The 25,547-nt window shown below is 40.8% G+C and carries 21 protein-coding genes; 10 read left to right on the top strand and 11 right to left on the bottom strand.

Annotated features, from left to right (window positions below):
- Nucleotide 1 precedes the first annotated feature (1 nt).
- Nucleotides 2-1,756: a RagB/SusD family nutrient uptake outer membrane protein gene (locus DVR12_RS10005; RefSeq protein WP_116975535.1), complete on the top strand. Its 1,755-nt coding sequence runs from the start codon at nucleotides 2-4 to the stop codon at nucleotides 1,754-1,756.
- 96 nt (nucleotides 1,757-1,852) lie between these two features.
- On the opposite strand, the gene DVR12_RS10000 is transcribed toward DVR12_RS10005, so the two are convergent.
- The 3 genes from DVR12_RS10000 to DVR12_RS09990 are packed head-to-tail and all read right to left on the bottom strand — an operon-like array spanning nucleotide 1,853 to nucleotide 5,811.
- Entirely contained in the window at nucleotides 1,853-3,310 is a 1,458-nt protein-coding gene (locus DVR12_RS10000) for a Gfo/Idh/MocA family protein (RefSeq protein WP_116975534.1), read from the bottom strand.
- A gap of 51 nt (nucleotides 3,311-3,361) precedes the next feature.
- On the bottom strand, nucleotides 3,362-4,054 hold the full coding sequence (locus DVR12_RS09995) for a gluconate 2-dehydrogenase subunit 3 family protein (RefSeq protein ID WP_116975533.1): 693 nt from the start codon (nucleotides 4,052-4,054) through the stop codon (nucleotides 3,362-3,364).
- A 17-nt stretch (nucleotides 4,055-4,071) separates the two neighbouring features.
- Nucleotides 4,072-5,811, bottom strand: coding sequence for a GMC family oxidoreductase (locus DVR12_RS09990; protein ID WP_116975532.1), 1,740 nt, complete (start codon nucleotides 5,809-5,811; stop codon nucleotides 4,072-4,074).
- An 82-nt stretch (nucleotides 5,812-5,893) separates the two neighbouring features.
- On the opposite strand from DVR12_RS09990, the gene DVR12_RS09985 reads away from it, so the two are divergent.
- Nucleotides 5,894-7,351: a gluconokinase gene (locus DVR12_RS09985; protein ID WP_116975531.1), complete on the top strand. Its 1,458-nt coding sequence runs from the start codon at nucleotides 5,894-5,896 to the stop codon at nucleotides 7,349-7,351.
- A 15-nt stretch (nucleotides 7,352-7,366) separates the two neighbouring features.
- Here the strand turns inward: DVR12_RS09985 and mutL are convergent, their stop codons facing one another.
- Nucleotides 7,367-9,262, bottom strand: a complete 1,896-nt coding sequence (gene mutL / locus DVR12_RS09980) for a DNA mismatch repair endonuclease MutL (RefSeq protein ID WP_116975530.1) — start codon at nucleotides 9,260-9,262, stop codon at nucleotides 7,367-7,369.
- 335 nt (nucleotides 9,263-9,597) lie between these two features.
- Here mutL and msrB point away from each other — a divergent pair, with 335 nt between their 5' ends.
- Nucleotides 9,598-10,086 carry a peptide-methionine (R)-S-oxide reductase MsrB gene (gene msrB / locus DVR12_RS09975; protein ID WP_116975529.1) on the top strand — a complete coding sequence of 163 codons (489 nt, stop codon included), beginning with the start codon at nucleotides 9,598-9,600 and terminating at the stop codon, nucleotides 10,084-10,086.
- A 97-nt stretch (nucleotides 10,087-10,183) separates the two neighbouring features.
- A complete protein-coding gene (locus DVR12_RS09970; protein ID WP_116975528.1) occupies nucleotides 10,184-11,200 on the top strand; it encodes an SRPBCC family protein in 1,017 nt (338 codons plus the stop codon).
- 48 nt (nucleotides 11,201-11,248) lie between these two features.
- Here DVR12_RS09970 and DVR12_RS09965 read toward each other — a convergent pair whose 3' ends face one another.
- Nucleotides 11,249-11,515, bottom strand: a complete 267-nt coding sequence (locus DVR12_RS09965) for a YciI family protein (protein WP_233522274.1) — start codon at nucleotides 11,513-11,515, stop codon at nucleotides 11,249-11,251.
- 226 nt (nucleotides 11,516-11,741) lie between these two features.
- Here DVR12_RS09965 and DVR12_RS09960 point away from each other — a divergent pair, with 226 nt between their 5' ends.
- The 3 genes from DVR12_RS09960 to DVR12_RS09950 all read left to right on the top strand — a co-directional run bounded on the left by DVR12_RS09960 (nucleotide 11,742) and on the right by DVR12_RS09950 (nucleotide 15,450).
- Nucleotides 11,742-13,502 (top strand): DUF4836 family protein, encoded by a 1,761-nt coding sequence (locus DVR12_RS09960; RefSeq protein ID WP_116975526.1) that lies wholly within the window; start codon nucleotides 11,742-11,744, stop codon nucleotides 13,500-13,502.
- A gap of 94 nt (nucleotides 13,503-13,596) precedes the next feature.
- Entirely contained in the window at nucleotides 13,597-14,247 is a 651-nt protein-coding gene (locus tag DVR12_RS09955; RefSeq protein WP_116975525.1) for an ATP-binding cassette domain-containing protein, read from the top strand.
- A gap of 12 nt (nucleotides 14,248-14,259) precedes the next feature.
- Complete coding sequence (locus tag DVR12_RS09950; RefSeq protein WP_116975524.1) at nucleotides 14,260-15,450, top strand: ABC transporter permease; 1,191 nt, start codon at nucleotides 14,260-14,262, stop codon at nucleotides 15,448-15,450.
- Here DVR12_RS09950 and DVR12_RS09945 read toward each other — a convergent pair.
- From DVR12_RS09945 to DVR12_RS09935, 3 genes are read right to left on the bottom strand one after another with little or no spacing between them, the layout of a single operon-like run.
- Nucleotides 15,447-18,005, bottom strand: a complete 2,559-nt coding sequence (locus DVR12_RS09945) for a DUF3857 domain-containing protein (protein ID WP_116975523.1) — start codon at nucleotides 18,003-18,005, stop codon at nucleotides 15,447-15,449. The genes DVR12_RS09950 and DVR12_RS09945 overlap by 4 nt on opposite strands.
- A gap of 52 nt (nucleotides 18,006-18,057) precedes the next feature.
- A complete protein-coding gene (locus DVR12_RS09940; protein ID WP_233522246.1) occupies nucleotides 18,058-19,137 on the bottom strand; it encodes a DUF2891 domain-containing protein in 1,080 nt (359 codons plus the stop codon).
- A 1-nt stretch (nucleotide 19,138) separates the two neighbouring features.
- Nucleotides 19,139-20,374, bottom strand: a complete 1,236-nt coding sequence (locus tag DVR12_RS09935) for an NAD(P)/FAD-dependent oxidoreductase (RefSeq protein WP_116975522.1) — start codon at nucleotides 20,372-20,374, stop codon at nucleotides 19,139-19,141.
- Nucleotides 20,375-20,483: 109 nt separating this feature from the next.
- Between DVR12_RS09935 and DVR12_RS09930 the strand changes: the two genes are divergently transcribed.
- The 3 genes from DVR12_RS09930 (at nucleotide 20,484) to DVR12_RS09920 (ending at nucleotide 23,416) form a co-directional block, all read left to right on the top strand.
- A complete protein-coding gene (locus DVR12_RS09930; RefSeq protein WP_116975521.1) occupies nucleotides 20,484-20,783 on the top strand; it encodes a YbaB/EbfC family nucleoid-associated protein in 300 nt (99 codons plus the stop codon).
- Between the two features lie 97 nt (nucleotides 20,784-20,880).
- On the top strand, nucleotides 20,881-22,182 hold the full coding sequence (locus DVR12_RS09925; RefSeq protein ID WP_116975520.1) for a PepSY-associated TM helix domain-containing protein: 1,302 nt from the start codon (nucleotides 20,881-20,883) through the stop codon (nucleotides 22,180-22,182).
- A gap of 118 nt (nucleotides 22,183-22,300) precedes the next feature.
- Nucleotides 22,301-23,416: a TPR end-of-group domain-containing protein gene (locus DVR12_RS09920; protein WP_116975519.1), complete on the top strand. Its 1,116-nt coding sequence runs from the start codon at nucleotides 22,301-22,303 to the stop codon at nucleotides 23,414-23,416.
- On the opposite strand, the gene DVR12_RS09915 is transcribed toward DVR12_RS09920, so the two are convergent.
- The 3 genes from DVR12_RS09915 to DVR12_RS09905 are packed head-to-tail and all read right to left on the bottom strand — an operon-like array spanning nucleotide 23,406 to nucleotide 25,541.
- Nucleotides 23,406-24,062 carry a DUF2306 domain-containing protein gene (locus tag DVR12_RS09915; protein WP_116975518.1) on the bottom strand — a complete coding sequence of 219 codons (657 nt, stop codon included), beginning with the start codon at nucleotides 24,060-24,062 and terminating at the stop codon, nucleotides 23,406-23,408. The genes DVR12_RS09920 and DVR12_RS09915 overlap by 11 nt on opposite strands.
- The gene (locus tag DVR12_RS09910) at nucleotides 24,062-24,826 is read right to left on the bottom strand and encodes a hypothetical protein (protein WP_116975517.1); all 765 of its coding nucleotides are present in this window, start codon (nucleotides 24,824-24,826) and stop codon (nucleotides 24,062-24,064) included. Before DVR12_RS09910 ends, DVR12_RS09915 begins: the two co-directional genes overlap by 1 nt.
- A 34-nt stretch (nucleotides 24,827-24,860) precedes the next feature.
- On the bottom strand, nucleotides 24,861-25,541 hold the full coding sequence (locus DVR12_RS09905) for a hypothetical protein (protein ID WP_116975516.1): 681 nt from the start codon (nucleotides 25,539-25,541) through the stop codon (nucleotides 24,861-24,863).
- Between the last annotated feature and the right edge of the window lie 6 nt (nucleotides 25,542-25,547).

Genomic DNA, 25,547 nt, shown 5'->3' with positions numbered 1-25,547 from the left:
CATGAAGAAAAAAACACTATTTAAATATATAGCAGGAGCTCTTTTAGCATGTGCAGCAACGACTGCATGCAATAAGAATTTCCTTGAAAGAAGCCCATTGAACGAATACAAGGAAGCTGATGTTTGGAAAGATGTAGGGCTGGTACAGGGATTCGTTAATGATTTATATGTGCAGATGCGCTCTGGTTTTGAGGAAGTAATGTTGTCCTCCCTGACAGATGAAAGCCTGATGATCCATGGCTATAGCACTGCGATGGTAGTGCAGGGAAACATGATTCCTGATGATATAGGCAGGTTGGGAGACTTTGCCCGTTGGGATAACCACTATCAAAGAATCCGTAACTGTAATATGTTCTTTGAGAAGATAGACCAGGTACCATTTTCCGATGAGAGTAAGCGTACCAGGCTAAAGGGAGAAGTGCATTTTATGAGGGCATGGTATTACCATATGTTGGTAAAGTACTATGGCGGTGTGCCACTAATCACCAAATCGTTTAACATTAAAGGTGATGACCAGGAGATATTGAATGTAAAGAGAGCGCCGTTTGCAGATTGTATAAAATTTATCTCTGATGAATGTGATAGTGCTGCTAAATTATTACCACTCACCTATACATTGCCTGCAGATAAAGGCCGTGTAACCATGGGAGCTGCTTTAGCATTAAAATCACGAATGTTGCTTTACGCTGCAAGTGATATGTTTAATGATGCTCCGTCTCCCTTACAAGGATATATAGGTGCAGACCGGGCCGACTTATGGAAAAAAGCAAGAGATGCTGCAAAAGCTGTAATGGATCTTAATATTTATGAATTATACCAACCCTCTGGTAATCCTACAGAGAGCTACAGCAGAATATTCCTGGACAAAGATCATAAGGAGCTGATTTTTGTGAAGCAATATGATAAGGCTCTATTGGGTACATCCCATGATAAATACAATGGTCCAAATGGCTATCACAACTGGGGAGGAAATGTGCCACTTGAAAACTTTGTATCAGGCTACCAAATGGCCGATGGAAGCACTTTTTCATGGAATAATGCTGCTCAGGCGAAAGCTCCATACGTCAATAGAGATCCTAGATTCTATGCTACCATACTTTATGATGGTGCGCAATGGAAGCCCCGGCCAACAGATGGCGCAGCCATCGATCCGAAAGGAGTTATTCAGACAGGAAAGTATGAGCCAGTAACAGGTAAAGACAGCATTTGGGGCCTGGATACCCGTGGTGGTACAATTGAAAACTGGAATGGAACATATTCTGGTTACTACCTGCGTAAGTTTATGGATAAGACTCTGGATGCTCAGTTTTTTAATGGCGATCAGAGCTGGATATTCTTCCGTTATGCAGAAATTCTTTTAAACTATGCAGAGGCTTGTATTCAGATTGGCGGTGCAGATGAAGCAAACGGCCGAACTAAGTTAAATGAGGTGCGTACCCGTGCAGGTATGCCAGCTACCAATGCTGCCGGAACTGCTGCATTAATGGCTGTTTTGAAATATGAACGTCGTTATGAATTAGCGTTTGAAGAACATCGTTTCTTTGATGTTCGCAGATGGAAAGATGCGGATGTAGTATTTAATACCAATGCATTAGGTATTGAGGTGTTAGGATCGTTTATTCCTGGCCATCCTTTCACCTACCGTCCTTACAGCATTCAGGACCGTGCTTTCCCTGCTGGTAAGTATCTGGCACCAATTCCGGCATCAGAGATCCGGAAGAATAGTAATCTGAAACAACAGTCTTACTATCAATAATAAGTCTTATTTCACTCAAAATACCCGGGGGCTTTTCGAATGTGATTTCGGAATCACATTCAAAAAGCCCCCGATTTATTTTAATCAGAAGAAGTCTTAAACGCCTAATGACCAGCCATCGCGGTAATTACGTTTTACAAATTGGTTGGCTTCATCGAAGTTGGTAATCTTCATATTGTTACCATCCCACAGCAATTTGATATAACGGCCCGGATAATCAAATCCTTTACCATTTGCTTTTGGCTTACGGATATCGTAGCTACGGATAGCCAGGTTAGCCATCAGAATTGATTCAGTTAATGGACCAGCGATATCGAATGGAGAAGACAATGCTTTTTGTTTAGCACTACCATAACCAGCAATAGCAGCATTTACCCATTGAACATAGTGACCCTCTGGTACACGTGCAATAGTTTGTGGAACATTTGCCTGACTTGTACGGGAAGTAGGTAATAATTGTGGGTTCATACCATAAGTACCGCACATCATTTTACCTTTATCACCGATAAACAGCGCACCGTTACCACCATCGCCAAATACTTCATTTGGTCCTAGTTCTGGCGGACGCTCAGGTTGGATACCACCATCCATCCAGTGGAGAGTGATTTCTTTACCATTTTTACCAGGGAATCTCATAATAACGTGAGATGATGGAGGGCAGCTTTCAGGGAAATAACCACGGGTAAATTCACCTACATAAACGCTACCAACACTACATTCAACAGAAGTAGGATAACCCAGTCCTAATACTTTGAAAGGAGGCTCGATGATATGGCAACCCATGTCACCAATTGCACCGGTACCGTAATCCCACCATCCGCGCCAGTTAAATGGCACCAGGTTATCTACGAAATCTTTTTGAGGAGCAGTACCTAACCACAGATCCCAGTTCAGTTCTTTAGGAACATCAGCTCTGGTGGTTGGCCACTGAATACCTTGAGGCCATACTGGTCTGTCGGTCCAGCAATAAACAGTATGTACATCTCCGATAGTTCCGGCATTATACCATTCCATCAGTTGACGAACGCCATCGCCAGAAGCACCCTGGTTACCCATTTGGCTAACTACCTTGTGCTTTCTTGCACCCTGGGTAAGCATACGTGCTTCCCATATATCGTGCGTTAATGGTTTCTGTACATAAACGTGTTTGTTTAACTGCATTGCGCCCATTGCAGCAACTGCGTGAGTATGGTCAGGCGTAGATACAGAAACAGCATCAAAGTTTTTATGTTCCTTGTCAAACATTTCCCTGAAGTCGGTATAGAACTTAGCCTTAGGGAATTTTTTAACGGCTTCGGCAGCACGACGAGTGTCTACATCACAAAGGAATGCTATATCAGCAGGGCCTTTAGTGAATTCAACGATATCGCTGTAGCCTTTACCGCCTACACCGATACCAGCAACGCGTAAACGGTCGCTAGGTGCTACATATCCTTTTCCCCCAAGTACATGACGTGGAACGATCATGAAACCGGCAGCTGCAAGCGCACCGTTTCTCAGGAATGATCGACGAGAGACGCTATTCTCGTTCTCGTTCTTTTTTTCTGGAATCATTGTTAAGTTTTCTGGATTTAATTATAGTTAATAAATGTTGGCTCGTTGTGATTATTCCCAGGTCATAATTTTGCCCCTGTCCTCAATTTTTAAACAGGTAGCAAGTGTTTTTTCATCATAAGCGTAACCGTATTGTTGCAATACATCAGCAGGCACTCCATCCCACTCATTTGGAGTATTGCCTTTGTAGTCCAGATCTTTCATTCCAATTTTGCTGGTAAAAAATCCTGTCGCCGTAAGATCGCGCATTCTGTTAAAGAATGCAACCCCCTGGCTATTTTCAGGTAATGCCTTTTCAGGATAGGCAATTAAATCCAGCATTGCGATGCGTTGTTGTTCATTACAATCAACAAATACCGCATTATATTTTTTCAGGCACTGCATATCAAGCCACCTTAATCCTCCTCTCATCGGAAGTTGGTGATCAGGCATGTCTTTAACAATAAAGGCTATAAACTCAGGTACTTTTGCCTCTATTGCTCCTCCCGAATGTGAATCGGCCGGAATAATCATGTCCGACAGCATAGTAATGGTTTTCATTTCTGCTGCTGTAAAGAATGCTTCTTCCATCAAGGTTTTATCGCGCTTCGCTTCATCCGGTGTACGGCCATAACCTGGCAGTTTGTCGCCAGTCGCGCCTTTAGTGCCATCGGTCTTCTTGTCTTCACAGCCTGTAGCGGATATAATTGTGCCTACAGATAAAGTTCCCAGCGCAAGTGCTTTAAGGGATTCTCTTCTATCCATAATATTCAGTTTATGAATTAGATATTCTGTTTTTTCAACTCATCAATAATGTACTCAGATGCTCTCATAGAAAGAGCAAGAATTGTCCATGTAGGATTCTTATCTGCCTGTGATACAAAGGCTCCTCCATCTACTACAAAGAGGTTTTTCACTTCGTGAGCCTGATTGTATTTGTTCAGTACAGAGGTCTTTGGATTATCACCCATTCTGGTAGTTCCTACTTCGTGAATAATACGACCAGGATTTTCAAGGCCATAATTAGATTCAGGACCAGGTTTGTTGCCCATTGCAACACCACCCATTTGATGGATAAGCTCCTCAAAGGTATCCTGCATGTGTTTTGCCTGCTTGATTTCGTGATCGCTCCAGGTATAATTAAATCTTAATACCGGAATACCATACTTATCAACTATGTTGGGATCAATCTCACAATAGTTGTCTTCACGGGCAATACATTCACCTCTGCCAGCAAAACCGATATAAGCACCAAAGAAACGACGATAATCATCTTTCAATGATGCGCCATATCCACCTGCCGGTTTGGTCTGACCATCTCTACCTGGGTATTTACCATTCATATTCTGGATGCCGAAACCGTAGCCGTAGGAAGGCATATGCATACCTCCACCTAATTCGATATGATAACCGCGGGCAAAATCGAGCTTTTTATTATCAAGCCACCATGGAACATAAACGTGCATACCGCCAACACCATCTTCATTATAGCGTTTACGATCCATTAATTGAGGCATAAATCCTCCTCTGGATGAACCAGTAGAGTCATGCAGGTATTTACCCACAACTCCACTTGAATTGGCTAAGCCGTTAGGGTGTTTGGCAGATTTGGAATTGAGCAGCAGACGGGCCGATTCACAGGCACTTGCGGCTAATACTACCACCCGTGCATTCACTGAATACTCCTGCAAATCAGTTTTGTCGATATATGCTACTCCGGTAGCTTTACCTGAATCATCTGTAAGTACCTCTCTAACCATAGCATTGGTATAAAGATCTACATGCCCGCTTTTCATAGCAGGTTTTACTAATACAGATGAAGAGGAGAAGTCGCCGTATACGGTACAACCTCTGCTACATTGGCTGCAATAGAAGCATGGGCTTCTGTCTTTATTTACAGAACGTGTAAGGATAGAAAGGCGGGATGGAATAACCGGGATACCCAGTTTGTCACCAGCTCTTTTTACCATTAGTTCGTGCATTCTTGGTTTGGGAGGAGGAAGGAAGAATCCATCGGGTTCGTTGGGCATATTTTCCTTAGACCCAAAAACACCGATTAACTTATCTACCCTGTCGTAGAATGGAGCTACTTCCTCATATGTAAGAGGCCAGTCATCACCTAATCCATCGTAGCTTTTATGTTTAAAGTCTCTGGGCCCAAAGCGGAGAGAAATACGGCCCCAGTGATTGGTTCTGCCACCGAGCATGCGGGAACGGAACCAGTCGAATTGCGTGCCATTCTTCCTGGTATATGGCTCACCGTCTAATTGCCATCCTCCATAGGCGGCATCAAAGTCGCCAAATGGACGTGTGGTGCTTGCGCCTCTTCTTGGCGATTCATAAGACCATTTAAGTTGAGTAGCCTGTTCAGGATCGGCAGGATCATACTTTGGACCTGCTTCCAAAAGAGCTACTTTCAGACCTGCTTCTGAAAGTATTTTTGCGGCCATGCCGCCCCCGGCGCCGGAACCAACGATGCAAACATCATACGCCTTTCCCTGTTTTTTGATTTCGAAAGCCATTTGCGTGGAAATTTTTTGATATTTAGTAAGAACACCAGTTTTAAATCTATAAATTAAATGCGAAAACGGGAAGGTTTTTTATATGAGTGTGCATAACAGCTATATTATTGGTTTAGATATCGGAACTAGCAGTACAAAATCGATTGTGCGCTTAAAGAACGGAAATTCTGAAACGATATTTCAACAATCTTATTCCACTAAACATCCTTTGCCTGGGTATAGTGAACAAGACCCTGCAGCCATTTTGATGGCTGTAAAACAAGGAATCCGTAAAACTGTAGAAACGCTGAAAGGGCCACCAACAGCCATTTCATTCAGTAGTGCCATGCATAGTTTCATGGCTTTGGATCATGCTGGAGTTCCATTAACCCCTCTGATCATCTGGGGGGATAACAGAAGTACCGCCTACGCAGAATCGCTAAAAGCATCTGCCGAAGGCAATATGATATATAAACAAACAGGAACGCCTGTACATGCCATGTCTCCACTCTCTAAGCTGCTCTGGCTTAGAAATGAAGAAATTGAAATATTTAATAATTCGTTCATGTTTGTGGGGATAAAAGAATATATTCTTCATCATTTCTTTGGAGAATATTTGATAGATCACTCCATCGCTTCGGCTACAGGCTTATTTGATATTCACACTCACAGGTGGAATGAATTAGCATTAAAGATATCCGGCATAAGTGCCACACAGTTGCCACGCCCTGTACAGGCTAATCATGTTATTACTGGCTTAAAGGCTTCTGTAGCTGAAGAATTGGGAATCCCTGCAGATACACCCATTATAATTGGAGGGAGCGATGGATGTCTGGCTCAATTGGGAAGTAAAGCTATGGATAAAGGACATGCTACACTAACTATCGGAACCAGCGGGGCTATGAGGGTTGCTGGTTCAGATCCCATTGTGGATACAGAGCAGCGGCTATTTACCTATTTACTGACAGATGATGTTTATATCACCGGTGGGGCTACCAACAACGGAGGTGTGGTATTGCAATGGATGATGGAAGAATTGTTTCAACAACCATTGGAGGAACTGGGAGACCGTATCAGCTCAGCATTAGCCACAGCACCTGATAAGCTGTTATGTTTACCTTATCTGTTAGGGGAAAGAGCTCCTATATGGGATAGCAATGCTACAGCGGCTTTCATTGGCATACAACCCCAGCATAATGCTGCGCATTTCACCAGGGCAACTATTGAAGGTATTTGCTTTGTATTATTAAGCATAAAAAAGGCATTGGAGGAAACGGTAGGAGAAATCACGAAGATCTCAGTTAGCGGAGGGTTTACCCATACGCCATCCTGGATGCAATTGTTGGCCAATATTTTTGAACAGGAAATATATTACGAGCAAACTAACGATGCATCGGCCAGGGGAGCCATAATGCTGGCAGCATTGGAGCTGGGCTGGAAGTTTGAGGAAGAAGCAGAAATTGAAAATGTTTTTACGCCGGATCCTACCTACAGGGAGGTTTACAGGTTAAACTACCAGCGTTTTAAAAAGCTATATGAGGTATTGTTAACAGTGCCCTGAGCCAGGGCACTGTAATTAATTTCCTCTTTCGAACATTCTGGCCAGGTCGGTCAGTTTGAATGAGATAAAGGTGAATTTACCACCAGGGGCCACATTTGGCATACTGCAGGCGAATAATTCATCAATAATATTTTGCATTTCCCTTGCGGAGAGTATTTTTCCGGCAGGGATGGCGTTATTTCTGGCCATAGATCTGATCAGGTGTTCACGGCGGTTTACCTTTAGTTCGCTGCTGAAGTGTTTGAATTGTTCGAGCAGATTTTCTATGGTAGCCTGATCGTTGCCGCTTCTGATATCGGCTGGTGTGCCGCGTACCACGAAGGTGTTGTTTCCGAAAGGTTCCAGATCATAACCCAGGGTTTGAAGATCCGGGAGCATTTCGTTGATGAGGGCAGCATCAGCTGGTGGAAGCTGTAAAGTTTGTGGGAACAGACTTTGCTGGGTCGACATTGGCATTTCCAGTAAAGCGCGTTGGTAGCGTTCATACAGGATTCGCTCATGAGCGGCTTGCTGATCGATCAGGATAAATCCTGATTTGATCTGAGAAAGAATATATTGTTGGTGTACCTGAACGGGTACTTTCTGATCATTGGAGGTATCCTGCCAGCGTTCATCAATAACAGAAGCGGTAGCTTGCTGGGCCTGATGTTCTTCAAATTCCTCATCATCGTCGTCGTCGATTACGGGAGAAATAGTTACGTAACTATCGGTATTGGCGGGGGCCTCGTAGAGGTCTTTCCAATGTTTAAGGTTACTGCTACTGCTACTTTTGTCGATCATGTGGGCCTGATTGGCCTGAGTAAAGGATTTATAAAGAGGGCTGTTGGTAGATTCCATTTGTTGTTCGGCGGTAAACGGTTTGCTGACAGCGTCGAGTGCCTGGATGTTTGGATCGAGGTCGAAATCCAGGGTTGCAGTAACGCTGAACTGAGCAAGGGAATGTTTAACGGCCGATTGTATGAAGGCGTACATCAATTTTTCATCATCAAACTTGATTTCCTGTTTGGTAGGATGAACATTGATATCGACGTGTTCTGGGTTTACATCAATAAACAGTACATAAAGCGGGAAGCTATCTGCAGGGATGATGTCCGCAAAAGCGTTCATGACAGCATGATTGAGATAGGAGCTTTTAATGAAACGGTTATTGACGAAGAAGAATTGGTCGCCTCTTGTTTTTTTAGCGGTTTCGGGTTTTCCAACGAATCCATAAACGTTCATGTAGTCGGTGGTTTCCTTTACGCTTACGAGTTTGGCGTTATAGTGCTGACCTAAGATGGCAACAATTCTTTGTTTAAGGGATCCTTTTTCGAGATAGAAGACCTGTTGATTGTTGCTGGTCAGGGAGAATTGCAGCTGAGGGAAAGCCATGGCAACGCGGATGAATTCATCTACGATGTGGCGCATTTCAGCGGTATTGCTTTTCAGGAAGTTGCGTCGGGCGGGCACGTTGAAGAAAAGGTTCTTCATGGCGATGCTGGTACCTTCGGCAGTTTGGCAGGGTTCCTGCTTTTTTACGAAGCTATTATCTATTTCCACAAAGGTTCCTACATCGGAGCCTTTTTTGCGGGTTTTGAGTTCTACCTGAGAAACAGCGGCAATTGAGGCAAGAGCTTCACCTCTGAAGCCCATTGTAGTGATCTGGAACAGATCATCTATGGATTTTATTTTAGAAGTGGCATGGCGTTCGAAACACATTCTTGCGTCGGTTTCGCTCATTCCACCGCCATTATCAATTACCTGTACTAATTCTTTACCGGCATCTTTGATGATCAGTTGAATTTCAGTTGCTCCGGCATCTACAGCATTTTCCAATAACTCTTTCACCGCTGAAGCTGGTCTTTGTATCACTTCACCTGCTGCTATCTGATTTGCTATATTGTCTGGTAATAAATTAATGATATCCGCCACTTACTAGCCTTTTGCGGTAAAGTTAACAATTTATATGCAGTTGCTCGCTTATGATTATCAGGGAGTTTTAAACAAAAAGTTAACTCTTTTGTTAATTACGGCCCTGATTTGCAGTAAATAACAATCCATGATGCTTATTCATACGTATTTTAGATAAGAAAAAATAAAGATACAACGCGCCAACGAGACACAATAAGCACTGTGTTAATTAGAAGTTAACGAATCAAAATTTTAAATATGTAGGTTCTGAACTTAATAATTTTGATCGTTTCTTAAGAATAGGGAAGAATTACCAACTTTGATTACCATGAAAAATCGTTGAAAACAAAAATTCAATGGAAGATGAAAAAAAGAAGGGAGAGATATACTCCCGAACAGATGCCAACAAAGTGAGATTAACAGAGGAGGAGTGGAAAAATATACTTCCTAAAGAGGTTTACCATATCGCCAGAGAAAAAGGAACGGAATGGGCATTTACCGGAAAGTACTGGAATAGCAAAGAAAATGGAACTTATTACTGTGCCGCCTGCGGAAATCCTTTGTTTATATCAGATACAAAATTTGAAAGCGGCTGTGGCTGGCCAAGTTTTTTTCAGCCCTTACACAAAGCCAGCGTGATTTATGCACCAGATAACAGCCATGGTATGCATAGAACCGAAGTACTTTGCGGCAGATGTAATTCGCATTTAGGCCACGTATTTGATGATGGACCTCCACCAACAGGATTGAGATATTGTATTAATTCGGTGATCCTGGATTTTGATGCTGCTCAGGAAAAAGACCAGCAATTCAAGCAAGATAGCAACGGAAATCAAGAGAGTTAAAAAAGCTGAACTGTATTCTTCTGTCTGATTGCCAACGACCAGCGTGGGTTTGACCAATAAAAAAGCGTAAATTTATTATCATCAACGCCCCGCAGTCATGAAAGTACTTAAAACACTCGCCTGGATAATAGGAATAATTCTCTTTATCATTATCGTATTGATCTTAGCTGCGCCCTCCAATTTACACGTTGAACGTAGCATAGAAATAAATGCTCCTGCTACTCTGGTTTGGGATGATATAGTCAAGTTTGAAAAATACAATAAGTGGAACACCTGGAAACAGATGGACCCAACCGCCGAATTCACCATCAGCGGAGAGGATGGTACTTTGGGTGCAACAAACTCCTGGCATGGGAAAAAAATAGGGGAAGGACGCCTTCAGCACCTGGAACTGATTCCATATCAATCAATTGTTCAAAAATTAACATTTATTAAACCGGTGGCAGCAGAATCGGATGTTAACTTCTATCTGACAGAGGCTGCAGGAAAGACAAAGGTCGTATGGTCGTTCAATACCCATTATGATCGCCCATACAATATCATGATCCTTTTTATGAAAGGAGCATTGGAAAAGGATTTCGATCAGGGGTTGAATAATCTTAAAAGTATGGCTGAAGCAGAGGTGAAAGGGCCAGGTACGCCAAATGGTATTGATGTAACTGTAAAGGAAATGGATTATCCGGCAACCACTTATGCGGCAATACGTAAAACAGTTCCGATTAGCAGGATTACAGACTATTACCGTGAAAACATGGAAACCCTCAGGAAGCGGGCACAGGAGTCGAAGCTCCAGCCAGGAGTACCTTGCAGCCTGTTTTTTTCATGGGATATGAAACTGCAGCAAACAGATATGGCTTCAGCAATTCCGGTTCCGGAAGGTACCAGGGCTGCCGGAGGCTTTGAGATAATAAATTTACCAACTTCTAAAGCTGCATATGCAGATTTTTACGGGCCATATAGCAAAATTGCCGATGCGCACGTAGCTGTACGAAATTTCATTAAAGATAGAAATAGAACAATAGTGCCTCCCGCAATTGAAATGTACGTTACTGACCCCGAAACAGAGAAGGATAGCAGCAAATGGTTGACTAAAGTGATTTACTTTATGAAATAGTTAGTTGAATGGAGGAAGACGACAGATCGTTGGCCGCAGAAAAATAGATTACTTTTCAGTCTTACTTACATATTTTGTTGGCTCAAATTCAATGATTTCGTACATAGCCAGTTGGTATTTCTCCAATGGGTCTTCGCTCATTATTTCTTCAACTTCCTTTCTGCTCGAAGCATTACACAAAATCAGAGAACCAGATTTTGGCTTTCTTCTACCAGATAAGATGAAGCGACCATTCTCATAATACTTTTGCAAAAAGGCGGTATGCGCCTCCATATAGTGTTCTACGGCTGCAACAGGCCGTATATACTGTAACATAATCAGGTACATAATGGTTTTTCTATGGTTTTAATTAATAGTTTCATAGTAATAGCAAAGGTATAAACTTAAATAGTATTGAAATATTGTATTATCAGTTTGGGAAAAATTCGGACATATAAGCTACAAAAATATACGTACTTTTGTATGATTGAAATACCACGATAGTGGGAATCACAGAATAGGTGTGGCATCCGAATCTAAATAAAACAATTCTTAATCCTGTATGAAAAAAGCAATTTCCAAAGTTTTGTTAACCGCTCTGTCTGCAGCGGTTATCTTATCTGCCTGTTCTAAAGCCCCGGAAGAGAGTAGATTTATTCCTAAAACAGCAGGTGTTGTATTGGAACTAAACGCCAAACAACTCACTACCAAATTGGTTTCCAATGGTATAACCATGGATAAGCTGTTTGAAGCAGTTCAACAAAAAGATACCTCCAATGAAGTAATGAAAGCATGGAAAGATGCTGAAAACTCAGGAGTTGACTTACAAAGCCACTTTTTTCTGTCTGTAGTAACTCCAACTACCGCTGGATTAGACCAATATGTTAGCGTAACTGCCAGCCTGAAAGATGCGGATAAATTCGAAGCTTTTGTTAAAAAGCAATCTCCAGATCTTAAAATAGAAACTAAAAATGATCTGAAATACTTCTGGAAAGCTGATGAACAATGCATTGTTGGATGGACAAAATCTACCACCATTCTCATTAAAAGCATCAATACCAATGAGCTGAAGAAATTTGCTCCTGGTCAGCAAGGCTTCCCTGCACCTGGTGATGCACCGGCAGAGGCAGATTCTACTGAAGTTTCTCCAGTAGCACTGGTTAGCGATTCTAACGAAGCAGCTTGGCTTACCGAACTCGATCATCTTTTCCATCTGAAAAAAGATGAATCAGCTGCTTCTATCGAACCTTTCAATAAACTGCTGAAAGAAAATGCAGATGCTGGTTTGTTCTTCAACGCTGAAAGCTTTTATAACAGCACGAACATGACCATGATCCCTGCTAATTTCAAAAAGCTGATGGAAGGTACTTACTATGCATCTACCATTAACTTCGAAAATGGTAAGATCGTATGCGAAGGTGATAGCTACCTCGGTAAGGAAATGACAGCTATCATGAAGAAATATGGCAGCAAAGAGATTGATTATGATCTGATTAAAAAATATCCTGGTACTAACATTACTGGTCTGATTGCTTATGCTTTCGACTTTCACATGATAGGTGATATCATTAAATTAATGAGTGTTGATGGTATGGTAAATATGAGCCTTGCTAAATCTGGTGTGACTTTAGACGATATCCTTGATGCTTTTGAAGGTCAATTAGCTTACGTGGCTTCTGATTTTGCTATTACCAAACAGGAATCACAATATATGCCTGGTCATTTTAGTGATAAACCTTCTGCAAAATGGATCTTTACTTTGAAAGTTGGTAAAAAGGAAGCCTTCGATAAAATCATGACTTCTCCAATGCTGAAAGATGTATTTGCCAAAGAAGGTGACCACTATGTAATCACTAACCCAATGATGGCTGCTACAGCACCTCCAATGTCTATCACCGATAAGTATATTACTTTAGGTTCTGACAGCACTTTACTGCAGGAATACCTGGCAGGTAAAGGCAGCATTAAATTACCTGAAGGTGTTGAAAGTAAGCTGAAAGGAAATATGATGGCAGGGTATGTAGATCTGGATAAACTGGTAAACAGTGTTCCGGATTCTGAAGTGGATGCAGATGCTAAACCTTTATTTGCTAAAGCTAAGGAACTGTTCAAAGATGCTTATTTCAATACCAAAATGAATGGTAATGATAAGCAACACGGTGAAATCGTTATCAACTTTAAAAATAAAGACCAAAACAGCTTGGTTCAACTAGTAAACTTTGGTACTGAAGCAGCGAAGTTGATTCAGGAGAAAAAAGCAAAAGAAGAAGGAGAGAATGCCGCTATCGACAGTGCAGCAGCTAATGCAGATACTGTTAAGTAAGCCATTCCCTTTTAATTAATATTAATTACGAATTATAGTGTTGTTGAAAAAGATAACTTTACAACACTGTAATTCGTAATTTTTTTTTAAGCAGATGGAGATACAACTAAGTCAGCTAATGCCCATTCCCTTGCAGGATAAGTTGCTACAGCGGAATTCGGATATCTGGAACAAAGAGGTAACGTTTCAGCAAGGAACTTTTGTGAAAATAAAAGCTCCTTCAGGATCAGGAAAAACAACTCTGATCCATTATCTGTATAATATCCGCTACGATTATACAGGCCAAATCCGTATAGACCGGAAGCCCTGGCCCTCCTTCCTAAAAGATGAAATCTCAGCAATCAGGCAGCAAAGCCTCAGTATCATATTCCAGGACTTAAGGTTGTTTGATCAGCTAACTGCTAAAGAGAACGTAGAATTAAAAAGAGTAATGATTCCTGAACCATTCTGTACTTCAGAGAAAGTAGAAGAAATGGCGCATAGATTAAAAGTAGCCCATGTATTGAAACAATCGGGCAAAACCCTATCCTATGGCGAAAGACAGAGAATTGCTATTATCAGGGCATTATCGCAGCCTTTTAAATGGTTATTGATGGACGAACCATTTAGTCATCTCGATGAAGAGAATACGAAACTGGCGGCAAGATTGATCGCTGAAGAATGCAAAAGCAGGAATGCCGGCTTCATTCTTACAGATCTGGATCATGACCAGCATTTTTCCTATGATGTGAATTATAACCTTTAACGCTCTTGTGGCATGCGCGAATTCTTCCACTTACTTAGAAAAGTTATCAGAACAGGGGTTGCCCGATCAAGATTTTTAATGGCCGCTGTAGGATTAGGCATAGCTATGCTCCTAATCCTTGTGTCGATTCAAACATATACTGATTTTAACCAGTTGTTATATGGAACGCAAAACCAGAATGAGACTGCTGATTTTCTGGTAATCAACAAGAAAATCACCAATGCCATGATGGGTCAGGCAAATAAAAGTGCATTTTCAACAGAAGAACTGGATAATATTAAGAAACAGTCTTTTGTTCAATCTTTTGGTGTTGTTACTCCCAGCCAGTTCAGAGTAGTAGCTCAGGCACCCGGAGACCTCCACTTTGCAACGGATATGTTCTTCGAAGCAGTGCCAGACAGCTTCCTCGATGTAAAAGATGAAGATTGGAAATGGGAGCAAGGCAGTAAAACAATTCCTATCATCCTGCCCAACGACTTTTTAAATCTCTATAATTTCGGTTTCTCCCTCAGCCAGGATTTGCCGCAGATTTCCCAGGAAACAGTAAAGGCTTTGCCTCTGCAAATCAATATTTCTGGAAATGGGAAGTCAGACTCCTATATGGGCCATATTGTTGGGTTTTCGGACCGGATTTCTTCATTCCTGGTACCATCAAGTTTTATGACCTGGGCCAACCAGGCTTATGGTACAGGAATCGTAAACGGAACAACCAGGGTAATAATTAAAACACCAGATCCTTCAAATCCAAAACTGGTAAAGTTTTTAGACGATAATGGCTACACCACCAATCAAGACAAACTTAAGTTCAGTAAAACGAGAATGATTGTTCAAACAATAGTTTCCGTAGTCGGATTCTTCGGACTAATCCTGCTATTCTTTGCTTTACTGGTGTTTAGTATGTTTATTCAACTGGTGATAGCCGGAGCAAAAGACGAAATTCAATTATTGGTAACACTAGGGGCAGCACCCAAACAGCTACGCAGGTACCTGTTGAAACAATTTGTACCAATTTATATTGTTGTTGGCATCATTACCTTATTGTTAGTAACGGCATTCCAATATATAGCCGCGATGGCATTATCCCGGCACAACATGCTGGTAGACCCATGGCCGGGTATTGGCGTTTTCGGTGCTATTGCAATGATTCTGCTACTGGTATATTTTGTAAACTGGCTTACAGTCAGGAAATATGTAAATCGCTAATTGTAATCAGGCTTGTTATAAGGAATTACAAAGGTTGATTTCCCACGATCAGACATTCTGATATAAGGTATCCAGATAGCCATTTTAATTAATGGAAATAGAATATAATAGTTGTTGATGGCGTTATCGGTCGATGATTTAAAGAGGTAATTGTTTAGATGCTGATCAATAAAAATGAAAAGGATATCAGCAAAATAATAAGTAGCTAAAGTAATTGGAAAGGTATCCCGACGATTAAAAAATAACACGGCGAGTAAGATACTTCCAACTACCAGCAATGCCTGTATGATCATTTCCATTATCAGAAATAACTGAATGGCGGTAATGTTAATATTTTCGCTCATAGCGTATAGGCCAATCCACCTATCATAGCTAAATGCGGGGAGTTTAAAAAACTGACTGATTTCCATAAGTGGAGAAAACACGAGGCCAATTGCCAGCAAAGCTAAACCACCGCCAATTTGAACAGGCTCTGTATTATTAGACGGATAGATCGAATGTTTATAATAGACGGTGGCCATCCAGGAAAACACCATGATAAAAATAGGTGCCAGCGCTAATGCCAGCCAATTTATAGAAGTGTGCTTATTGGAAGTTGATGAAAGAAAAGGATTCCAGGTTAAATCCATTGAACTTACCTCATTCATCCTTTTAAAATCCTTAACATATTCAGGAATAAACTCAATTGGAATATGATCGCTTAATGTTTCGAAGTGATAATTAAGTGTGATTTGCTGATCCCCTTTTTCCGGGATATAATCGAATTTATAGTAGCTATTGCTGATATGGACAGGTGCTTCATTGATGGTCCAGTTTATTGGAGTATTTACAACAATCTTATAATTCAGATCATACGGATAGCGCTGTGCTACCGGAGCTTTACGGTTTGGATTTGAAACAACGGGTAGGGCATCATAAAAGGATTGAGCATTTAAAGTAAACAATAGTTTTCCTGTGGTGCTATCCTTTTTCCAAGGGCCGTTTAGTGTGTAGCTCTCATTGATTTTCAGAATATTATGATTGTTAACAGTGTCCTGCACTTTAATGGAATCTTTGATTGATACTTCCCCATATAGTTTGCGGTAGTAGCGAAGATAAGATTCGTCTTTACTCTCCATGCTTGCGCTGGCGAATTCGGCTCGCTGAATATCGGCTTGTTCACGGTTGTAATCAGTTACTACTTCCAATGATCCATCTTTATACTGGTTATCGGGTAAGGTAAAGGTTTCAAGGATATTTAAACTTCCTTTATTCCTGATGACAATGGGTGTTAATTCAGTTGTTGTGTCGTTTGCTACCAGTGCTTGTTGATAATCCGGTTCGCAAAACTCATCCAGTGAGCCTCTTTGAAAATTCACCGTACCATCCAGCCAATAGGTTTTACCCCGAAAAAGAACTTGCACAATTACATGGTTAAATGCATTGGGAGCTGGCAATAAATTTTTAATCTGACCTTTGTTATCGGTACTTACATAAGCTAAATTGGCTGTTATGCCATAATTTCTGAGCATGGAGCATAGGAGCAGGGCTTTATCTTTACAATCCCCGAATCGCTGTGTCAATACCTTATCGGGTTGGTTGGCGCGATGGGAGTATTCTCCTATTTCAATTCCCATGTACCTTATATCGTCCTGTACAAACCGGAGTGCGAGCAATAGGTAAAGCGAAGTATCTCCGGCCGCCGATTGTCTGAAAGCGTTGATGCGCTGTTGCAAAAGAGGGCCTGGAGTTGGTGTTCCATTAACCGATAAGGCCCAGCGGGCAACTTCATTCCAGTTGTTATATTCGCTTACCTGTACATAATTATATGAGTTATACCAGGATGGAAGGTAGTTGTACTGCTCATTTTCACGAACGTCCAGTTTATTCCACTCATAGATGATACTACCATTCTCTGTTCTTTTCGTAGGGAGTATAGCGTTATTAAAAGGTTTGAAATGCAGATTTCTTTTAGGAGAAACAATCAGGTTTTTATAGTAGTTTAATATTGGTTCGAAAGCCACGAAATATAGGCGGTGATCTACTTTGCCATTGAAAATCGGATTATCACCAATTATAGAATAGGAGTATTCTATCTGGTCGTTCTTTCTCACATCTTCCAGGATATGATAAGCAGTATAAATGCCACTATAAATAAATCTTGAAAGATCCTGTTCTTTTTGCAGTTGTTTGAAAGAAGCAGAAGGTAATCGGTTGATCACCTGGCCATCGCGATGGATTACCAGGCTATGAAAAACTATTTTCTCGTATTGTGGATCATAGTCGATAGATATTTCCGATCCATTCTGAATGCCTGCTTCAGAAACGATATGTCTTATATAATGGTGATAAACTGATTTTAGTTCTTCATTATGTTGCTCCTCCAGTAACAGTAAATAGTAGCCGTCACTAATATTTTTGATATTAGGTTTTTTGCTTAGGTCAGGAGTGTATTTCACTAACCAGCCAGGGGTTTGGCTGGTACTTACTTTTTGTGCATTAACAGAAAACGTTATCAGTGTAATCAGCACTAATAAGATGGCTTTCATTGTCACAATGGCAATAGGGCGACGCATAAGTATTCGAGTTATACTCTCCCGTATAAAACGGGAGAGCAGAACCCCTAAATTACGGTTGTTTTTCCACAGTTAGCATATAAACTGCAAAAGATGCCAGCCAGTGTTCACCGGCGTAATTACCACTGAAAACTTGTTGCAGACCTGCATCTCTATGTTTTTTTGCCAGATCAGAAATAGCCTGCTGATTTTTGCCTGCAGTAGCAGCAATGCCTTCCAGGCACCAGGTTCTGCTTAGATTCAGTCCATCCAAATGCACCAGCTTTCCGTCGGTCCGATCTTTTACTTTTGCTACCTCCAGAACTTTTATTTCTTTCTCAAACAGACCAGGGAGAAACTGATAAATCCATTTTCTGTAATCAGTCAGAGGTAAAACTCTACGCATTAAATCGGCTTCTTCCAGGCTAGGCGACAGAAAATCGTAGCCACCTGGCTCCCAGGTTATAGGTGCATTTTTGTCGTTATAATAGAATTTAATTGCGGCATCATGAATAGATTTTTTTAATGCTTCATCGTTTGATGCAATAGCATAATCCCATGCCAGACAAAGGCCAAAGGCAAGGTTAGTATGTTCGCCAACTCTGATTGGGTAAACGAGTTTATCAAGAAACTGGATATAGGAAGTAGAGAATTGATTTGCTAGTGGTTTCAGATTCTTACTAAGTGTTTTACCTAAAGGATCGTTCCATGATTGCAGTTCATTTTGTAATTGCAAGAGCCAACTCCAACCATAGATCCGTTCAAAGCTTTTATTATCAGCACTTTGAAAGAGCTGTTGTTCTATTTTGATATTATTTTCAGATAGATGATTGGCAAGCTTGCTTTTTATTTCCTCCGCCCTGTCGAGATCGGGGAACATTTTAAGTAATCTAACCAGCATCCAGTGACCGTGAACGCTGCTATGCCAATCGAAGCATCCGTAGAAGGCAGGGTGATAGTTTTTAGGAGCACTGGCTAAAGAACTATCGGTAAACACAATTCCTGTTTTATAAGGATACTCCAGCTCCAGGCATTTTAGTGGCAATGCTGCTAATTTATTAGCAATATCGCGGGTCAGCGTAGCGGGTTGTTGTGCTTTCATTGCAAAAGGTAATAGAACAAAAGTTAGCAGTAGTTGATGAACGCGTCTCATTTTATCTGTTGAATAGTAGTTTGAAGTAAAACATAGGTTGACTTAATTTCTTTCGAAGATCTACCTCATGGAACATGCAGGACATCAGCTCTTTTAGCTGTTGGTTACGAGAACCCATTTTCATGAGGGTATTGAATAACCACGGATACTTGATGAGTTTCTGTAGCTTGGTGCTCATCTGAAGTTCGGGGCCTAATATTCTATATACTTCGTTATCATATTTTTCGAAAAATGTATCAGAGAAATCGTTGGCTTCTATGGCAGCAATGGCCTGTTGGGCAGCAATTCTAGCTGAATACAGTGCGTTGCCAATACCTTCACCAGTAAACGGATCTATCAGGAAGGCAGCGTCTCCAACCAGCATAAATCTGTTGCCATGCAGTTTCCTTTTTTTGCTGCCTAATGGAAGTCCGTAGCCATCAATGGAGCCGGCAAGAGTAGCATCCTTAAATCGTTCTTTCATTACTGGATCATTGGCTATTGTATCCAACATCAATTGTTTCAGATTTACTTTTTTATTTCTGGCATTGTTGCTTAGCATGCCTACGCCAACATTAGCTTCTCCATTTGGTAATGGGAAAATCCATATATAGCCGGGGAGCATATTTTTCAAAAAATGCAGTTCAATAAAGTTATCCGGATGCAGGTCGGTAATTCCTTTATAGTAAGCGCGGATACCCGCAACATAGTGTTGTGGTTCCATTTTAATGCCGGCAACATCTTTGGTGAAGCTGCTATGGGCGCCATTTGCGACGATCAGTATATCGGCTTTAATTTTAATCTTGTTTTCCTTATCTGAGATATGGTAACCATCTTTCTCGAGCATGTATTTGTCGATATTTACCCCTTCAAGGAGGGTAATTTCCTTACGGCGTTTTACTTCCTCTACCAGGAAATTATCGAAATCGATCCGTTTACAAACAAAGCCTCGCGGGTTACTTTTATCGGTCTGATAACCTAATTTATATGGAATATCCATTCCTATTCTGTTGGGTGCAACAAATTTCACCCCCCAGCTATCTGCTTTGAACAAGGCTGCCTGAAGTCTTTTCCCGATTTCAGGATCTATTCTTTCTAATAAGGTAAGCACCTTACCACTTAGGCCATCTCCACATACTTTATCTCTGGGAAAAGTGGCTTTATCTACCAGTATGCATTCTATTCCAGAATTAGCTAATTGAAGTGCAGCAGTGGCGCCACCAGGGCCAGCTCCAATGATACAAACTTTAGTTTCCATTTATGAAATTGTACGGGTCAGTTAAGGATTCGTTGAACAGATAAAAAGAGAATTTCTCTTCTTTCTGAATAACTTATATTTGCTGTTCTATCTTAAAAATCAAGATATTATGTTCGATATATTTGGAAAGTTATCACAAATCAAGCAAAAATTAGCAGAAGGAAAAGAAAAGCTTGCAGGTATCACTTTAACAGGAGAAGCAGGTAACGGGGCAGTAAAAGTAACCATTGATGGAAACCGCCAGGTGAAAAGTATTGATGTTGCTTCTAATCTGTTAGCTGCTGAAAACAAGGAAGAACTGGAAGACCTGTTAGTTACGGCTTTGAACAGAGCTTTGAAAGAAGGAGAAAATGCCTGGGAATCAGAAATGAAGAATGCAGCAGGCGGAATGCTTGGTGGTTTATTGTAATAAGTAGATCATTTCCCGATTAATAAAAAGAATTTCCCGATTCGACTTTCATATCTGAGCAAGTATCTTTTCCTTTGCCGAATTGGACAAATCAGATATGAAAGTTTTTTTTCGGCGGATTCACTTATACCTGGGCCTGGCTGCGGGTCTTATCATTACTATCAGTTGTTTAACTGGTGCAATGCTCGTTTTTGAGAAAGAAATTACAGAAGCCCTTAATCACGATCGATATTTTGTAAAACCAGCAGGAGAGCGTCTTACGCTCGATCAATTGGCTGAGCAGGTAAAACAACAGGTTCCCGGTGCTAAAGTTGGCCGAATTCAACTATTCGCTGATCCTACAAGATCTGTTCAGATAACTTTGGAAGAAGGAAAAAAAGGTGGAGAGAAAGGTGAGAAAAAAGAAGGTGCAGAGAGAGGGGAAAGAAAAGAAGGAAGAGAGAACGGAGAAATAAAGGAGGGTAGAGAAAACGGAGAAAGAAAAGAAAAAGCTGCTTCAGAAGGAGGCATGCAAAAGAAAGGAGCACAAGAGGCTCCTCCCAAAAAAGAAAAAGGTGGCCGCACTGCCTTTGTTAATCCTTATACCGGCAAGGTAATCGAGCTATACAGCTATCAAAAAACTTTCTATTATAAAATATTCTCAATGCATCGCTGGCTGATGGCCGGAGATGTAGGGAAAGTAATTACAGGAATCAGTACCCTGATTTTTCTGTTTATCCTGATAACAGGAATTATATTATGGTGGCCTAAAACCAGGAATATTCTCCGCCAACGCCTTAAAGTAAAGTGGGATGGGGGCTGGAAGCGCCTGAACCACGATATGCATATTGTGCTTGGGTTCTACGCTTCAATATTTTTATTTGTTTCTGCATTTACTGGTTTGACCTGGGCTTTTGAATGGTTCAACAACGGACTATATACAGTGTTGGGGTCATCTCCCAAACCAACTCCAGCTCCGGTATCCGCTCCATTGGCAACAGCTGATAATACGGGAACAATTACGTTGGAACAGGCTTTGGCCACGGCCAAACAGCAGGTTCCGGACGCAATATTCTTCACTTTGATGCCGCCAAAAGACACAGCTGCTTCTTTCTCTGTTGCATTATTACCTCCAAATGCTTTTCATGAAGCAGCAACTACAAGTTATTACCTGGATCAGCATACCGGAAAGGTTCTTTCTTCTCAAACATTTGAGCAAAGAACATTAGGACAAAAGGTTAGAGGATCTATCAAACCTCTGCATACCGGATCAATTTTCGGGCTTCCATCTAAAATTTTCGCATTCATACTAGCCTTATTGGGAGTAACTTTCCCTACGACCGGAACAATTCTGTGGATCAACCGAACCAGGAAGAAATCCAAAAAGAATCCGGCGAAAAGACAAGTAGCAGTGAATTAATAATATTAAAAGAGAATTCAAAAGAGGATACTTCAAGATAATTTGGAGTATCCTCTTTTTATTGGCTTAATGGCTCTGGAGATATTTATTATTATCTTTATGCCATACAAAAATATTTATGCGCCTTATACCCTTGTTTGCCTCTTGCATATTGATTGTTTCGGCATGTAATCAATCAGCTAACCAGAAACCTGCTGTAGCACTTACAGAAGCAACGCTTTACGATCCTAATGTGGTGCTTGATGCTGTAAAATCTAAAAGCCACAGTAAGGAAGCAGATAAATTATTCCTTAAAGCAATCGATGAATATAGAAATGCTCACCATCCTCTGGCGAGTGTTGAGTTGTTCGTTAAATCAGCGGTTCTAATGCCTCAGGCTAAAACCTATTATGAGCTTGGAAATGCGTTGATGGATAGTAAAAAGCTGAATGAAGCTATTCAGGCATATTCAATCGCAGAATTGCTCAACTATAAACCATTATCAAAACTATTTTATAATAAAGCATGTGCTTACTCCAAGGCAGAAAACCGTGATTCTGCCATGTATTATTTAATGGGAGCTATTGAATTTGGATACAGCAATATGAAAAATGTATTGAAAGATCCTGATTTAAAATTTGTGAGGGATGAGTATTATAATTTTCAAACCGATATAATGAGAGCATTTGCAGGAGTTGAGGAACCTGAAAAGCTACAGTGGTCACTTTTCAATACCCAATTCCAACAAGTGTCTTTCCCTTTTACCATCGATAGTAACTACGCTCATAAACTAGACAGAAAGCAAACCATTTCCTACGATTTTGAGATTTATGTATCTGAAATGAGAAAGGATAAATTCACTCGTGATGTTGGTAGCGAGTTCTATTATGTTGGGCTTATTAAAAAGGATACTGCATTTAAGACCTTGGTTTATGCAGTAAATGATGAGGTTTATGATGAGAATTCTATAAATCCTTATTACTATCTGGTAAGCTACGATAGCTATGGTAAGCTGATTGATAAGCTGTTAATTGCCGGCCATGATAAATTAAAAGATCCATTTCGCATAGCCACATTTAATGGAAACGGTGATATTGAGCTAACAGAATTTGAGTATAAATATGAGAAGAACCCGGAAGAAGAAGGGTTCGACAGAAATAAAATCATTTCAAGCACCGAACTTCAAAAGAAAGTTTACAGACTTTCGGAGAATGGTCATATTGTTCCTAAAACAGAGCAGTTAGCTAGCCGATAAAGCTCTTCATACGCTTAAGTAAAAGTCTTTTTACTACAATTTCAGCAATGAGCAGGTTGATAGTCCAGCTGGTCCACGCAACCAAAACATAAGCTTTGAAAGGAGGAATGTGCAGGTGCATTATTCCTATCAGAAAAGTAAAAAAGCGAAGAGTAAGGGCCGACAAGGTAAGTGCGTAGCTTCTCAACATCCAGATGATATGAGCTTTCCACTTACCTTGCCTGGCACGAATCCAACCCATAATAGTAAAGCCCAGCCAGAGAACAGAAAGCAGCACAAAGCTGATCCTGCCTGAAATTCCACCATTGGCGTAAATGCCCATGATTAACCCCGACGGCCCACTAAACGCAATAATTATAACAGCATATAGCTTTCCGGAAGCCCTATGGATCTGCGGGTGCTTTTTCAGGAGCCACCGTGAAAATTGTAACATGCCGGCAAGCAATACAAAGATGCTTACAAAAATATGGACATAGAAACTTGCTCTCCAATGCAACAGATGATAAACACGTTGCTTAGTATTGAGAAAATCGGTATATCGGTCGAAAGCCGCATAGGGAATAGTAAGGCGAAGCATTAACCAGGCACCAAAGCAAATGATGATCCCCGTTACTACCCAACCTGTATTCCGTAAATATTTTATCATTAATAGATCACTGAAAAATGATATCCTTCACCTTTAATACCAGAAACATATCTTTCCTCTTCTCCTTCTATTTCACCTTTTTCAACAGTAAAGATACTGGTAGGAGAAGAAAAGGTATTGTTCTTATTCCAGGTTATTAATAAGGTAGTATCATTTTCCTTTTTATATGAGCCGCTTAAACTTACTAACTGTTCTGCATAGGTGCTGTCGGTAATTCGTGGATAAAGTTTAAGAAAGCAGGAACCATCTTGCTCGAATACGATCTCACTTTTACTGTCTCTGTAATCATAGAAGATTTCATTGAAAGTGGCTGTTGAGTCACTAATGCCACTGTATGTTCCATTTACTGCGGTTAGTACTTTGGTTAACTTAAATTTCTTCTCGCCCATTGATTTGTTGTTGGCGGTCCAGGTACCTTTAGCTTCATTGAAATCGTGATTGAAAATTAAACTGAATACACCATCAAAAGCATGATCGCCGGGTTCAGAGAGGGAAAGTTCCCATTCGTCTTTTACTTTTTTAATATCGCCATGCAGGTTACGGCGTAAACCCTTATGCACATTGTATCCTCCAACGTGTTGTCCGTTGAAGAAATTGAGAGTAATGTAAATTGGGCCATTTCCAAAGTCGCCTTTGTAAACGCTGATCAGGTTTTTGATAGCAGAGCTGTCGATCTCCGTAACGGTGGCAGTTTCCTGTTTTTGATTACCGCAAGCCTGAATTAGCAGAAAAGACGCCAGAAGAAGGATGGGAGTATATTTCACGGGGGATATATTTTTTGTAAATATAATTAATTCGTTAATCTGTGGTTACATCAAAGATCAGAAGTTTGTTTGATGATAAGCCTTCCAGCCTTAAATAGTATCTGCTTATTCCTATTGTTTCAGGTAGATGTTTTAACGCAGCGGCTTTTTCGTATATAATAGGTGTTGCGGAGTTTTTCACATATTGTTTAAAGGATTGGAGAGAAGTAGGAGGAAATAATTTTCTTTCATTGGTTGTATAAGTTTTACAGATGAAGAAGTTTTGAACTTCAGGGGTAAGTTGTTCCCAATTACTTGTAAAGTGTTTCCATCCTGCAAACAGGATTCCTTCGAAGAAGATGCTTGTTTCATATCGCTGCCAGACTTTAATATTTTTAGCGGCATCTGTAGTTATGGCAAGCATTTGTCCTTCAATGGTATGATTGTACATTAAATAAAAGTAGAGGGTATCGGGGCGTGATTCGAGGTTGTTTCGTTGATTATTTGCTCGTATCCAATCGAGTGAGAAGTGGCAATCCTGGAAACGTATATAGGTGGTAGTATCATGGGTCAGGATACTTGCGGCATTATTGGAGATCTTAATAGTAGGTGAGTCTGGCGGGGCAACCAGGATCATGGTGTCTATTTGGACAGGCCTTTCTTTTTTGGGTTTCACTACCTCCCTGCATGCGGTTATAAGCAGGAGGGAGGTAGTAATAGAAAACAATAATTTCATTGGGTG

This window comes from Chitinophaga silvatica (genome assembly GCF_003419895.1).
Lineage (GTDB): Bacteria > Bacteroidota > Bacteroidia > Chitinophagales > Chitinophagaceae > Chitinophaga > Chitinophaga silvatica.
The sequence above is the reverse complement of the archived record's forward strand: the minus strand, read 5'-3'. Positions and strand labels throughout refer to the sequence as shown.